A 13,610-nucleotide genomic window follows, 5' to 3' on the forward strand; every position below is an offset into this window, starting at 1 on the left:
CTTCAATATAACCCATACTCTACTAGTTTTGCCCCGTCAGCTCTATGTACCTATCTGAAAGACTTTGCCACGCAAACGATAACTCAGTTTCGTATTTGTTAGCCGTGTTCACAATCCTGCCCCAATTGATTGGGTGCTCGACACGATAGGTGCTGTTTCCGCACTTCGATGCCACCGACTGAACTACTATCTCGACGCTTTCTCGTAGCTTGATTTGATTATCGCGGGGCTTTTTACCTGACGTACACGCATTAATAATGATGTCGCCTTGTTCAAGGTTATCAGCCAATCGAGTTCTGAAATCTTCATTACCACCGCGCCTCCAGAGGGGTCTGAATACATCATCGCGATAGACAGATGGTGGCGACACCCCGAGAGATGTTTGGAACTGGACTGCATTCATCAAAACAACGTCAAAGGTAGTGCCCTCCTCAAGCCCTTTGGGTTTGCGAACATGCGTGTTAAGCACTTTTTCAAGGTGTTCTTCAATATAATCCCCAGTGGTGCCAGCCGCAGGCATAGGGGGGTTAGATAGGAACTCATCATAATGCGGAGATTCCAGTATCAGGAAGATGCAAAGGTTCGGTTTTTCTGACGGGAGGAAGATCGAGCGCACGAACGTTGTTGTAGTCGTCCAACGGCCATCCATATATTGAGCTTCCAGCACTCGGTTGTCGAGGCAACGGCGGGGTTTGAAATCCAGTTTGGCATTGATGCGTTCGGCGATCTCAATGAAAGAGCATTGCAGAGTGTCCATATCGTTTGTCATAAACTTGATCTTCCTACGGGTTGTTTTAGATCGAGTACCCAACTGACGCGCTATCGCTTGTCCGATTCGTTACGTGCCGAACAGACTCGCTTCGCTCCCTAATTCGTCAGCTCCACTGCCATCTTGATCTAAGTTTTTCTTTTTCTTGGAAGAGTATTTTAACAGCGTTGACAATGTTTTCAGCTAGAACATTTTTGACAACAAAAAGACAAAAAAACACTTGATAGGGAAACGGCGCAACTTGCCCTCCTTTATCATTAACCATCGAGTTAATCCCCATGTTTCAACCCCCACCTTGTTAACCCATTTACTCGCTGCATCATAAGGTGATGAATAATTAGATAAAGAGAAGTAGCGAGTTTTGTAACCCTCATTTTTGTCAACGCATGGAACGCGACCATAAAAAGCATTGACCGCGTTTTTATCTGGAATGACACCATACATACCAAATCCCCCTTGGCCACTTTCACTATCAGCTTTGATATATTCCAATACCGAATATTATCATTATATTCAGGATAGTTGATTGAACCGTATACCAAAAAAAACAGAGGAAGATCAGCACTACATTGACGCTGCTACCCGTGCAATCCCCACAAGGACTTGTACAGGATCTTTACGTCGCGATTTATGGCGAGGAAGGGGCGAAGAACGAGGTGCTGCGTAACTGCGGTGTTGAACAGATGGTCGCAAAGACTAAAAATCACTGAATTCTCGCTGAACTCTGCATTTTGAAGTAATTTGAGTACATAATCCCCGCCTCCAAAGACAGAGGTCAACACATGCACACGAAAGTTACACCAATCAATAGCTATCCAAGGCACTAGGTACTTAACTCGAAACTCCTTCAGTTTCCATTAAGCTTTTTCCTATACCGTTTACCCATCAAAATTCTAAATGGGTTTGTTGTAAAAAAATCTGCCTCATCTGATTTTTTGCAACAAGCCCCTGATCAGGGTAAACAATGATTAAGAACACTATGAAATTTACAGCTGTTCTGGGGTCCGTTGCTGCAATTAAAGGTATTGATATGTTAACTGACTTTCCATACAGCGATATCTCAGACTCAACAATGAGTACATTACTAGCAATAGTTATTATCGGATTTCTTGTATTAGTCGCTTTAGCGTCTCACATTGCAAAGAAAAGCGTTAAGCGAGTTGTAAAAACAAAAATTGGCAATGTGGTTAAGTACATGAAGTTAGTTTCACGCTTTGATGATGACGAGCTTGCCGACTGGCACCTCAACTACAAGCTTATGGGGCGCGGTTATTACGTAGATGTTCATGAAGAAGTGTTTAACGACGATTACCGCTTTTTCTATAGCATTGTTGATATCGAATATCAAAAGCGCAGCTCAGCTAAGAAGAAGTCACACATGAAATGATTGACGGTTTTGTCTCAAACTGGGGTAGTAGGTTATGGTCATCATCTATCGTGAAATTGAAAAGATATTGGCAGAGCGTGGCATCAATAGCCATAGCCAGCGTCGTTTTCCGGCTACTACAGTTTTTTGTTTTGTTCGTTCTTAACCGAACCGTTGCAAACAACGATTCGATTGGGTTCGTGTTCTGATATGTGTCCAGTGCTCTGCGGAAACTCATAAAACGCGAGCATTTCAGTTTTGTCTTTAACCAGGCATTCCAAAAACCAAGTGCACCATCACCGATAGCTAACTTCGGTGGTGATTTCAGCCCTTGATCTTGTAACTGGCAAAGGACTTCGGTTTCTTAAGTATGCCTGTCCTATAAGTCATGCTGGAAGTAACAATGCTCATTTACGCCCAATATCGAGCAACGCCCTATCAAGTTAGGACGGCAATCCAATGTTCATGGTTGACGGGAGAACTGAGCAAAGGTGTTTTGAAAAAACAAACACGGCCATCAAGCGATGTATGTCGCAAAAAAATATAAATTAAGTACTGAATAAATCAGAGTATTAACCCATATTTTGGACAAGCAGTTCTAAACTAGATCTAGAGGCATATTGGTGTCGGTATGCCGTTTCGAAGAAAATCAAGGGAGTGTATATCATGACGTTAGTTGCAGTGGCTTGTCAGGAAAAAGGCGAGGGAGAATATGATACCAGGACGTGCATAGAGACCCACATAGAGGACGGCAAATACGTTCAAAGAACAAATAATGTATCCGGAGGTAAGGAGGCTGTTGAATTTATGTACGGTGAAGATAGAGTCCATTTTCTTGACTTCTGACGTGCCATTCCACATCAAATGACCGTAAGTCACTTGATGTGGATAGCGCTTTATCATTCCCGATATCGATCTGACATTATCAATACTCTCCAAGCCTGCAATTCTCATTCGTCATTACAAATCTTTAAGATGTTACGCATAACGCTTATGAGCAGAGCAAGTGCAGCCTCAATACGTTGTTTTTTATTTTAAGCTCAGATTCAGTTTCTTTGTGTAGAGTAATCATCAACGAAACGTAGTACAGCAGATAACAACTAAGATCCGAGCTTTATATAAAGAACAAGCAAGAGTAATCCAAGCGAGGTCGGTAAGCAGATTGAGTATCGGTTCTGATCCACTGCCCATCCTAATGATACGAGCTAGGCAAAGATGGTAACTCGTGTGTGTAACCAAGTGAAACTACAGCGATACAAATATGGAGAACCAAACCATGACTACCAAGATGACTTGGAAACTGGCAGCAATACTATGGGCGGGACTACTGGCCATTGCTTTAACAGACTCACAAGCTGACATCCCTAACGCTAACCAGAGCGGTGGTCGAGATGTTGTAAGGATGAGTAACGGCTGAACCTGTTAGCAGAGTTATAGACCCTGTAATTATTCCCGGTAACGAGCTGACATTATCAATACTATCCAGGTCTGCAACTCTCATTGGTCACTACAAATACAAACACGTTACGCATAACGCTTATGAGCTAAATGATGTCTAGCTATTTCAAATTAATGACCAGTGGTGGTGACCAAGGAACCCGAAAAATTTTTATTTCGCGCGATGTCCCCTCGTTTGCTAACTTTTAGCGCTCAGAAGTACCTAACAGAGCTCTATATCCAAGGCCAATTCAAGCTCTTTAGCCTTCGCTTGATATACTTTCACATGACTCCATTTTTCTAACGTCAGCAATGTTAATACTGTCTCTTTATCTTGTTCCGATATTCTCATTCCAAAAGTCACAGACTCTAGAGCTGATGGGTTAAACTTCATGACGCCATTATCATCGCATAGGAGTCGAACTTCTTGCTCATACTCCCAATTCTTATGCTTCTTAGTAAATGCCGTTTTGAATAGCGCTTGCTGTTTGTTACACCAATTCACAAACCCATCTTTATCATCGAATCTACTACCACTATTCAAATCAGTATAGAGTGTCGTATATACATGTTCTCCATCTTTTAAGTAATCCACCTCTTCAGAACTAACAGGGCCATCAGCCCTGACATGGCTATGAAGATCATCTCTGAACCCGAAGCAAATTCCTTTGTGAGAATCACCATAATGTGACCACATAAGTAAATTATCATCATAAGAACTTAAGCAATAGATGCCTTTCCTTTCGAACCGTTCCTGCAGGCTTTTTTCATGAACAAGTAACTCTGATGTGCTGTCATAAATCCCAAGTAACTCAAGAGACTGAATGTATTCTGATGGGGATAACTGGGAATCAAACGGATCGTTGAACTGACTCGATGTCGCAAAATATAACTCGTCATTTATTAGGATATTAAGTGAGTTCTTATCAACGGGACGATATTTGAACAATGACATCTTTTAAACTTCCGAAAACCAATCAATTTTGTTATCTAAAATACCAAAATTCTATCCCACCATTCTTCTTTCTCATGGCATAGCGTGAGATATAGCACTTTTCAAATAACATACGAAGCGTTGTGCTGGCCCAGCTTGGCGACAAAACCACATCGCTCTACTACCTGTAACGCGTTATGGCGAGGAAGGGGCGAAGAACAAAGTGCAGCGTAACTGCGGTGTTGAACAGATGGCCGCAAAGACTAAAAATCACTGAATTCTCGCTGAACTCTGCATTTTGAAGTAATTTGAGTATATAATCCCCGCCTCCAAAGACAGAGGTCAACACATGCACACGAAAGTAACACCAATCAATAGCTATCCAAAGTACTGGGCGGAATGCTGACTTAGTGCCTTGTAAATGCCTGATTTAGAGACAAAAACAAGAAAAAGCATTACCACTCAATGCGTTAAACCTACTAGCTTTATTGTTTATAACGATTTATAAATACCCCTTTTTTGCCCCTATTTGCCCCAAAAAGCCCATTTTTAAATCCGTTTTGCCCCTTTTTTGCCCCCATAATCCGAGCCAAATTTCTTCGGTTCATAGACGCCCAAAAGACTACACGAGTGGCGATGCAGGCTTGGCCGCTTCAGCTTACTTATGCCCCATTCCGAGTTTAAGCAACAGAGCGCTAGTGATCCCTACCAGAAAATAGCCTGACTTTTACTAATAGCGGACCGCGCAATATCTATGCGCGGAATCTCCCAATTCCGTGCAAAAACGAAGTTCCTAACCAGTAACCTCCTTCCGTATAATTATGCAAGAACGCTGAAAGACAAAACTCGCAACTGGACACAGCCAATCTGAGAATGCACACAAGTTCAAGTTACTGAGTGAAAAAATCCTCAGAATAGTCTTATATTAACGGTACCACTTTTTCTGCCTTTCGATCATTCCTTTGTACAGTTTAAAGCCGCGACGAATGCTCTCATCGGAAAAGCCAACGCCATACCCCTGTTCAGAAAGTTCAGCAGCGAGGTTTTGTTCCAACGCCGTGTAGGTTAGTTTATTTGGGTTGATTGAACGGTCCTGATGCAAGATCATTCCACAAAGGTAGTTTTTAATCTTACTGCGTGGAGGAGTATTAAGGATGTTGGACTGAAACAAAGTTATTGTTTCATCTACTTTCCTGCTCCCGATAGATTCGAGCCGCTTGTTTAGATTAATAATATCTTCCATTGAAGTAGCGCATTGTATTTCCGCTCGAATATTCTTTGCTTGAGCTGCATATAGAGATTGTTTAAACCATGCTGTTGTCTGCTTTATCTCATTGTCGGAAAGAGGCCTAGAAACATCAACACTCATGTTGACCCAATCAGTAAGTTCCACTTTGTCTGATGAACCGCAAAACTCGAGAGCTATCAAGGCAGAGAGGTACTCTTCATCACCTGTAAATTGTGTCTCTTCATTTGCTAACTTGCGAGATAATGCTTCCTTTGGCACCAGTTGTTGTCTGGTCGAGTTATCCCAACCAAAAGACGCACGATAGTGCTTATGAAGCAAATATGGCTCACTGTAAAAAGTAAATCCTCGATCCTTTTTCTTAACGGGGAAGTGGAAGAAGCGCAAGGCATCTCGATAATCATAAGTACTAAGGAAAAGTGTTGGTGAATATCGATGATAAAAGGTGTTTTTATATTCCCTAACAGGAGCCAATGCGGCGACAAGTTGCTCATCAATCATCTGAGCAATGCTAACCAAATCTGGGGAAATAGTTTGCAGCTCTTGCTCTAAGGTCTCATCATCCTCCCAATTTTCAGCTTCTAATGCCATTTCTACTGCATGCTGTAAACGCAGAGTGATGTCTTTAACCCAATATCGGTCGGAATGGTCTAGCTTAAAATAATAGTCGCTAAACACAAATGCATGAAAAGGACCATCTATTATCTCGTCTGGCTCTATGTAACTTACTGAGAATGCTGTTTTCTGCTCAATCAATTCTAAACATGTCTGAGATGCATCCAGCAGAAGTCCGTAAGCTTGTTTATAAAATGCTACATCATCAGGATAAAGCTCACATATTGCTTCTCTGTAAGCCTCTTGGCAAATAAAGTCACAACAACTGCTTTCTGCACTTCTTTTTCTACCCGCAATAAGCTCTCTAGACACGTGAATACACTTCAACTAAAAAAACAAGCTCAAATATAATCTAATTTATTTTTTTTACAATGACTCCTATCGCGTTATTGATACGTTAAACATGGTTTTCCTAGCAATAGATTTAGAATTAAATCCTTTCTATTCAATTGCTTGTGTTAAATGGATTTGATTTGTAAATTAGATGGATTTTACGATCACAAGTACACCGCCCTGTCAAGGTCAACAATATATGGATTTGTGCAAGAGTCGATGGCTTTGTCATAAGTTAAATTGGTTCCATTCATTCAAGGGAAACCATTGCGATTTAAGGAGAGCTAATGAAATCAAATGTAATCCCCTTTAAGGGAAAGCCAACTTCTAAGCTTGAAACAGGTCAAGAACCACAAGTTACTGTACAAGAGCTCGCCCCCAGTGAGTTGTTTAATATGGCTTTTGGCGATGGGCAAGAGCGAGCAAAATTAAGAGAGATGAAGCGGAGGGAATATGGGTTTAGCAAATAAAAAAACTACAGAGTATGAGCAGTATATCGATGAACAAGAAAAGCTCGTCGGTTTAATCAAAGTGACTGGAGCAAGGATGTACGGCTACGGGTATGACGATGGAGTAGAAGACTGCCAAGACAGAATTAATATGCTTGAAAATGAACGTGAGTTGCTAGAAATCACGATACGTAAGCAAGAGGAAAAGTTAAAACAAGTAGGTTCTCATTTAGGTGCAGGGCTTAGTAAGCTTAAATAAGCCGCTTAATCACTGAGCGACCCCAACAGCTATGTTGAGGGCTGTTTTACTAGTTGTGGCTATTAAGTAAGCTGATTATCAATTTGCCAAATTAGCAAAACAACTGGCACGTTTCTGTCCAACACCGAGCTAGCTGACGTGGCTAGCTCAGATCTGTCCCATTATTAGCTAGGGTTCTCAAGTAAATGACAGGAGTTTCTAGCTATCAACTAGCAAGTGAATAGCTTCTTCCCGTTTACTCTCGGGAATGCCAGCAACATCTAACATTTTCGGCGTTAACTCATAGACTTTTTCCAGCTTCAGGCCTTCTTTCTCGGCTTCTTGTAAGGCTTGTTTCCTTAATACTACATTCTCCCACTCATCGCGCGTCTTACACCACATAGTTTCATTGCCATTACTATCAGTTAGCCATACGGAATATCCGCACACTGAATTTTTACCATTTTTTTCAAAATGAGGAGGTTGGTGACTATTGGTTAAGCTGCTACCACTTACATTCTGCACTGGGTTGCCTTCATCTACCGAGACTGTGTTACTTAGTTCAGAATTCACTTGAGCATCTGGCTCACCTTCTACGTTGAGGTTGTCTTTCTCATCCTCTTGCTTCTTTAGCATTGTTTGAATGGCTTGATTGTGAGAGCTATTTCCGATTTTCATTTAATCTCCATGACTAAAGTATTTACCTACGATAATTGGGCTGAATACAGGAAATTCAAGATCAAGCCATGACATATACACACTGCCGCTTCCAATCCATTGTTACGCCAGTAGGCTAAATGGACTGCCCAGACTCTCCTAGACAAATATCGCCTATTCTTCGACTGAGTAGTCTAAGCATGCTCTGCCATACCTAAGGTAATCCGTAACTTGCTAATTTAGCAAAGTATATAACACAGAAATGTCCCAAAGCAGCTCATACTGGTTAGCCTGAGCTCATAGCAACTCTCATTCATCGTGATAAATCATCAATACGTTACGCATAACGCCCATGGGCTCAATTATGCCAATCTACAGCTCATGCAAGGCCGGTGGTGGTGACCAAAGAGCCCGAAAAATTTTTATTTCGCGCGATGTCCCCTCGTTTGCTAGGTTTTGGCTCTCAGAAGAACCTAAAAAACTGATAACTAAATAGGACAGGCACATTTAACAGAAGCTAACTAAGACTTACATTATTAAGTCAGTCAAATACACTTGGAGCAGAATTGTTCTTTTTCCTGCTTGTAATAGCCTGAACCTGAATCAATTTCGTGGTTTATGGGTTATTGGGAGGTAGGTTTATCCTTCTGGGACCAGAATTAGGTGGTAGCTTTTGATCATCTCAGGCTATTTACGTGGTGAGTCTGTAACCCTGTGCCCGAGAACGGTTGAAACTTACCGTTGCAGCCTGAATGGATCGCGATGAGCCAATGAGCAACGCACGTTGTCGTTCAAACTGCGTGCAGGCTTTTAACCAATTTTGCTGCTCGAAATTTAAACGTTGCAAGATTGGCGGTGTGCTGGAGTGAATATACCCTGTTTTACCTTGGCGAAGCTGTCGACCTGTCCAGTCAACAAGCTCTATGTAATCCATCAATCGCATCGGGATCCCTTTGATGATGGCGTTGTTTGGATTGCCAATGAAAGGGTGAAGTGAAGGGGCAGTTAGCTTTTCATTTTTCAGAGCCTGAAGCCTTGCTCTTATCGACGTATAGTCAGACTTTTCTGGCGTTTTAGCAATGCCRGCACGGATGGGATTTAAATCGACATAGACCATTGCAGCAGCCAGCGCTTGTTCATCCAGCAAKGCTTGGCACTTAAAGCGGCCCTCCCAGAAATGACCGGTACATTTATCTTCTTTATTCGCCTGTGTGGCGATATCTAAATTGAGCTCACGCATAAACCAGCTGAGGTTGGCAAGTCGAGAACGCCACTCGTCGATGATGGTTTTGCAGGCGTTGAATTCGGCGTCGCTTTGGGTATCGCCAGTCAGCAACCGCTGGATCAGTACCGGTTTGTTATGAAGGGTACACCAGCGATCAATGATTTCCTGATCTGTTAACGCTTGTGCTTTCTCTTTATCAATATGCACTACCAGGTGGTAGTGGTTACTCATTACTGAGTAGGCACAAATATCAATGCAATAGATACTGCTGAGTTGTTTGATCTTCGCTTCAATCCACTCGCGACGGTGTTCAAAAGACGTCTCTGTTGCTTCATCGTAACCACAGAGAAAGGTGCGCCGCACACAGCGTGATACACAGTGGTAATAGGGCGTTGATTCCAGGCAAATCTGTTGTTTTCTTGCGGTGGTCATGAGTCAATCCTTGCTGGTTGAATAATGACCATAGTTCAAATGCCAGACTTGAAAAGGGGCAATGGTTCAGATTGGGATTGGTGTTGCTATGCAGTGAAACTAACAGGATTGATGGTTTCTTAAGTATGCCTGTCCTATAAGTCACGATGAATTCTATATTGACTGTATAGGGAAGGGACTGGCCGCCAACAATGAATTAGAACTTTGTGAAGTGATTCTCATGATATGTACTAATTTATACTCAACCTAACAGCCTAAGTTAACGAAACGCAACGAAATCTGACAGTTGTGACACTCGGAAACTCCCCGTACATTTTTTAAGCTGCGCAACCGCCACCTTGAACGAGATGAAAAAAAGACTCGAATCGAACAGCAAAGGCCTTTATTCTTCCTATCCTCATCGTCTTGTAACGCACAGAACAAAGGGTGTACCCTCTATATGTCATTACAAAAAATATGGATATTGCAATGAAAAAAATGACACTTATTATCCTCTTTACGTTACTTGGGTTTTTAACCTTTGGGGTGAGGGCTGAGTCACGTTCTGCTGAAGCGAACCGGGCGTTGGTGGATAAGGTTAGTCTGCTCAACGCGATACGTGATCAGGAAAGTGAAAGGGCAGAACAATATCTGCTACTTTATATGCTGCGTGTCCACGATGCCTATAACCAGGCAGCGGTTAATTTTTTGAATAATGAAGTCAGTACCTCAATGTATTCAGCCAATCCCGCGATTGCGTTGGAATTTTTTGAATATAACCTGGATATTGCGATCGTTCATTTGGCCAGCAATTATCAATATATGAGTGAGGCCGATAAAAAAAAGGCAATAACTTCATTAAGCGTCGCTTGGCGTTACCGCAACGAATACCCGAGAAAATATGAAGCAGAGATACAACGGCGCTTGAAAAACTTACCGCCTGCGTTGGAAGATACTGATGTTGATTATGTCTCAGTGGCACAAGGGATCCTCAGCAGGATGGACCGTTCGGAGCGCGAGAAGCTAGCCAAATGGAAAGAGAAAGTCGAGACAACACCCTGTACTTGTGTTTTTAACAAAAACAGATCATGGAATCCTACCAATGTCGTTTGGAAGGATGCAACCTGGGAGTGTGCCATCTGGAAAGAAGATGGTTCGTGTGCCGAAGTAAAAAAAATTAGCGATGTTGTCGCTGAGTAATGCACCTAAGCTGTTACCGCTTTATCGCTGTCAGAACTAAATAGGACAGGCACATTTAACATTCAGGATAGTTGATTGGACCGTATACCAAAGAAAACAGAGGAAGATCAGCAGTACATTGACGCTGCTACTCGTACGATCCCTCCAAGGGGCTTGTAAAGGATCTTTACGTCGCGATTTATCGCGAGGAAGGGGCGAAAAACGAGGTGCAGCGTAACTGCGGTGTTGAACAGATGGCCGCAAAGACTAAAAATCACTGAATTCTCGCTGAACTCTGCATTTTGAAGTAATTTGAGTATATAATCCCCGCCTCCAAAGACAGAGGTCAACACATGCATACGAAAGTAACACCAATCAATAGCTATCCAAAGTACTGGGCGGAGTGCTATGGAACCGCACCCTTCTTGCCGACGACCCGTGCAGAAATGGATGCTCTCGGCTGGGATAGCTGTGACATTATTATTGTTACTGGTGATGCTTATGTCGACCACCCGAGCTTTGGGATGGCGGTTATCGGGCGCCTACTGGAATCACAAGGTTTCCGTGTGGGTATGATTGCCCAGCCAAAATGGGATAACAAAGATGACTTTATGGCGCTGGGGCAGCCTAACCTGTTCTTTGGTATCACTGCCGGTAACATGGATTCCATGATCAACCGCTACACCGCAGATCGCAAACTTCGTCACGATGACGCATACACACCGAACAACGAAGGCGGTAAACGCCCTGATCGTGCGGTGCTTGTCTATTCTCAGCGTTGTCGTGAAGCTTATAAAGAAACACCTATCGTGCTTGGTGGCATTGAAGCCAGCCTTCGCCGTTTAACCCATTATGACTACTGGTCAGATAAAGTGCGTCGCTCGGTAATTTTTGATGCCAAAGCTGACATTCTGCTGTTTGGTAATGCGGAGCGTGCTTTGGTAGAAGTGGCACACCGCTTCGCGAATGGTGAGACGCTTGAAGAAATGAAGCGTATCCCAGGCACTGCCGTCATGTTAAAAGAAGTGCCTGAAGGTTTACGTGAAATAGATTCTTCTCGTATCGAAAAGCCCGGCAAAGCGATGCCGATGCTCAACCCTTATGCGACAGAATCAGTCTGCGAAACGAAGCAAACAGAAGAGCAGCCGGTAGCTAAACCCGTCACGGTCTCGCCTTCTCGTCACGACCCCAAAAATAGTTTTGTTCGTTTGCCGTCATATGAAAAACTGCGTAACGACCGTATTTTGTACGCACATGCCAGCCGCGTGATGCACCTGGAAGCCAACCCGTATTCTGCGCGCGCACTGGTACAGAAACATGGCGATCGTGAATTATGGGTCAATAGCCCGCCGATCCCGCTGAGTACCGAAGAAATGGACTACGTGTTTGGCCTTTCTTATGCACGCGTTCCACACCCTTCGTACGGCAAAGCAAAAATTCCGGCTTACGACATGATCAAGACTTCCGTCAACATCATGCGGGGCTGTTTTGGTGGTTGTTCATTCTGCTCAATTACCGAACATGAAGGTCGTATTATTCAAAACCGCTCTCAAGAATCTATCATTGAAGAGCTAAAAGATATCCGCGATAAGGTGCCCGGCTTTACCGGTACCATTTCAGATCTGGGCGGCCCGACAGCAAACATGTATCGCCTGGGTTGTTCAGATCCACGAGCGGAAGCAAACTGTCGTCGCCCGTCTTGTATCTTCCCGGAGATCTGTAAAAAGCTGGATACCGATCATAGGCACACTATCGATCTTTACCGTAAGGCCCGTAAGGTTGATGGGATCAAGAAGGTCTTGATTGCCTCTGGTGTACGTTATGACTTAGCGGTTGAATCGCCAGAATACGTTCGTGAGCTGGTAACGCATCACGTTGGCGGCTACCTGAAGATTGCCCCTGAGCATACAGAGAAGGGCACCCTTGATCTGATGATGAAGCCAGGCATGGGAACCTATGATCGCTTTAAGAACATGTTTGAGAAATACAGCAAAGATGCCGGTAAGAAGCAATACCTGATCCCTTACTTTATTTCGGCACATCCGGGTTCGACCAATGAAGACATGTTGAATTTGGCGCTATGGCTGAAGAAAAACGAATTTGAATGTGATCAGGTTCAGAACTTCTATCCATCGCCGATGTGTAATGCTACGTCGATGTATCACTCTGAAACGAACCCGCTAAAGCGTGTTAAATACAAAAAACGCGAAGATTTGTTCGTCGCAAAAGGTGAACGTCAGCGCCGCGTCCATAAGGCCCTTCTGCGCTATCATGATCCGGCTAACTGGCCAATCATTCGTGACGCTTTGATCGATATGGGGAAAAAACACCTTATTGGCGACAGACCAAACTGTCTGGTGCCTGAAGAAGGTACCGAAGCCGAAATGACACCGGCTCAACGCCGTGGCTCTGGCCGACATGGTGCTAAACGCTTTGCGACCAAGCACCCTAACCAGCCAGACATTCGTAAAGACGGTAAACGTCAGTCAGGTAATCGCCCTGCTGCCGGCAAACCCGGTGGCAATACCCCGAATGGTAACAAGCCTAAATCAGGTGGAAAACCAGGCGCTAATTCGGGGAACCGTGCTGATAGCAACCGTAATGGTGCTGGTGAAAATACAAACCATGGTGGCAGTAATAATAAAGGTGGCAGCAATAACGGTAACCGCCCTAGCCGCCCTGGTAAGCCGACATCGACACGTCAAGGTCAAGGCGGAAAACCTAACCACAGTCGCGTGAAAGCACGCTAAC

The 13,610-nt window shown here is 43.5% G+C and carries 13 protein-coding genes and 1 pseudogene; 7 read left to right on the top strand and 7 right to left on the bottom strand.

What is annotated here, in order from left to right:
• Positions 1–22 precede the first annotated feature (22 nt).
• Both L4D76_RS01705 and L4D76_RS01710 read right to left on the bottom strand, forming a co-directional pair.
• Entirely contained in the window at positions 23–769 is a 747-nt protein-coding gene (locus L4D76_RS01705; protein WP_428439201.1) for a hypothetical protein, read from the bottom strand.
• Between the two features lie 183 nt (positions 770–952).
• Positions 953–1,261 carry a hypothetical protein gene (locus L4D76_RS01710; RefSeq protein WP_428439202.1) on the bottom strand — a complete coding sequence of 103 codons (309 nt, stop codon included), beginning with the start codon at positions 1,259–1,261 and terminating at the stop codon, positions 953–955.
• Positions 1,262–1,733: 472 nt separating this feature from the next.
• On the opposite strand from L4D76_RS01710, the gene L4D76_RS01715 reads away from it, so the two are divergent.
• Positions 1,734–2,156, top strand: a complete 423-nt coding sequence (locus L4D76_RS01715) for a hypothetical protein (protein WP_428439203.1) — start codon at positions 1,734–1,736, stop codon at positions 2,154–2,156.
• Between the two features lie 91 nt (positions 2,157–2,247).
• Here L4D76_RS01715 and L4D76_RS01720 read toward each other — a convergent pair.
• Positions 2,248–2,493: pseudogene (locus L4D76_RS01720) on the bottom strand (transposase); the annotation flags it as partial.
• A 308-nt stretch (positions 2,494–2,801) separates the two neighbouring features.
• On the opposite strand from L4D76_RS01720, the gene L4D76_RS01725 reads away from it, so the two are divergent.
• Positions 2,802–2,981, top strand: a complete 180-nt coding sequence (locus L4D76_RS01725; RefSeq protein WP_428439204.1) for a hypothetical protein — start codon at positions 2,802–2,804, stop codon at positions 2,979–2,981.
• A gap of 430 nt (positions 2,982–3,411) precedes the next feature.
• Positions 3,412–3,552: a hypothetical protein gene (locus tag L4D76_RS01730; RefSeq protein ID WP_428439205.1), complete on the top strand. Its 141-nt coding sequence runs from the start codon at positions 3,412–3,414 to the stop codon at positions 3,550–3,552.
• 243 nt (positions 3,553–3,795) lie between these two features.
• On the opposite strand, the gene L4D76_RS01735 is transcribed toward L4D76_RS01730, so the two are convergent.
• Both L4D76_RS01735 and L4D76_RS01740 read right to left on the bottom strand, forming a co-directional pair.
• The gene (locus tag L4D76_RS01735; RefSeq protein ID WP_428439206.1) at positions 3,796–4,527 is read right to left on the bottom strand and encodes a DUF2971 domain-containing protein; all 732 of its coding nucleotides are present in this window, start codon (positions 4,525–4,527) and stop codon (positions 3,796–3,798) included.
• 904 nt (positions 4,528–5,431) lie between these two features.
• Positions 5,432–6,679, bottom strand: coding sequence for a hypothetical protein (locus L4D76_RS01740; RefSeq protein WP_428439207.1), 1,248 nt, complete (start codon positions 6,677–6,679; stop codon positions 5,432–5,434).
• 308 nt (positions 6,680–6,987) lie between these two features.
• Between L4D76_RS01740 and L4D76_RS01745 the strand changes: the two genes are divergently transcribed.
• Together L4D76_RS01745 and L4D76_RS01750 are read left to right on the top strand one after the other, a co-directional pair.
• Complete coding sequence (locus L4D76_RS01745; RefSeq protein WP_428439208.1) at positions 6,988–7,170, top strand: hypothetical protein; 183 nt, start codon at positions 6,988–6,990, stop codon at positions 7,168–7,170.
• A complete protein-coding gene (locus tag L4D76_RS01750) occupies positions 7,154–7,408 on the top strand; it encodes a hypothetical protein (protein ID WP_428439209.1) in 255 nt (84 codons plus the stop codon). Before L4D76_RS01745 ends, L4D76_RS01750 begins: the two co-directional genes overlap by 17 nt.
• A gap of 198 nt (positions 7,409–7,606) precedes the next feature.
• On the opposite strand, the gene L4D76_RS01755 is transcribed toward L4D76_RS01750, so the two are convergent.
• Both L4D76_RS01755 and L4D76_RS01760 read right to left on the bottom strand, forming a co-directional pair.
• The gene (locus L4D76_RS01755) at positions 7,607–8,065 is read right to left on the bottom strand and encodes a hypothetical protein (protein WP_428439210.1); all 459 of its coding nucleotides are present in this window, start codon (positions 8,063–8,065) and stop codon (positions 7,607–7,609) included.
• Positions 8,066–8,735: 670 nt separating this feature from the next.
• A complete protein-coding gene (locus L4D76_RS01760; protein WP_428439211.1) occupies positions 8,736–9,701 on the bottom strand; it encodes a transposase in 966 nt (321 codons plus the stop codon).
• A gap of 468 nt (positions 9,702–10,169) precedes the next feature.
• On the opposite strand from L4D76_RS01760, the gene L4D76_RS01765 reads away from it, so the two are divergent.
• Entirely contained in the window at positions 10,170–10,880 is a 711-nt protein-coding gene (locus L4D76_RS01765) for a hypothetical protein (protein WP_428439212.1), read from the top strand.
• Positions 10,881–11,212: 332 nt separating this feature from the next.
• A complete protein-coding gene (locus L4D76_RS01770; protein WP_428439213.1) occupies positions 11,213–13,609 on the top strand; it encodes a YgiQ family radical SAM protein in 2,397 nt (798 codons plus the stop codon).
• Position 13,610: the final 1 nt, after the last annotated feature.

Origin of the sequence: Photobacterium sagamiensis, assembly GCF_050337085.1 — a bacterium.
Classification (GTDB): domain Bacteria; phylum Pseudomonadota; class Gammaproteobacteria; order Enterobacterales; family Vibrionaceae; genus Photobacterium; species Photobacterium sagamiensis.

Coding starts and splice junctions, on each gene's coding strand:
- L4D76_RS01730 (WP_428439205.1), top strand. CDS start 3,412: ATGACTACCAAGATGACTTGGAAACTGGCAGCAATACTATGGGCGGGA.
- L4D76_RS01735 (WP_428439206.1), bottom strand. CDS start 4,527: ATGTCATTGTTCAAATATCGTCCCGTTGATAAGAACTCACTTAATATC.
- L4D76_RS01725 (WP_428439204.1), top strand. CDS start 2,802: ATGACGTTAGTTGCAGTGGCTTGTCAGGAAAAAGGCGAGGGAGAATAT.
- L4D76_RS01745 (WP_428439208.1), top strand. CDS start 6,988: ATGAAATCAAATGTAATCCCCTTTAAGGGAAAGCCAACTTCTAAGCTT.
- L4D76_RS01705 (WP_428439201.1), bottom strand. CDS start 769: ATGACAAACGATATGGACACTCTGCAATGCTCTTTCATTGAGATCGCC.
- L4D76_RS01750 (WP_428439209.1), top strand. CDS start 7,154: ATGGGTTTAGCAAATAAAAAAACTACAGAGTATGAGCAGTATATCGAT.
- L4D76_RS01715 (WP_428439203.1), top strand. CDS start 1,734: ATGATTAAGAACACTATGAAATTTACAGCTGTTCTGGGGTCCGTTGCT.
- L4D76_RS01765 (WP_428439212.1), top strand. CDS start 10,170: ATGAAAAAAATGACACTTATTATCCTCTTTACGTTACTTGGGTTTTTA.
- L4D76_RS01755 (WP_428439210.1), bottom strand. CDS start 8,065: ATGAAAATCGGAAATAGCTCTCACAATCAAGCCATTCAAACAATGCTA.
- L4D76_RS01770 (WP_428439213.1), top strand. CDS start 11,213: ATGCATACGAAAGTAACACCAATCAATAGCTATCCAAAGTACTGGGCG.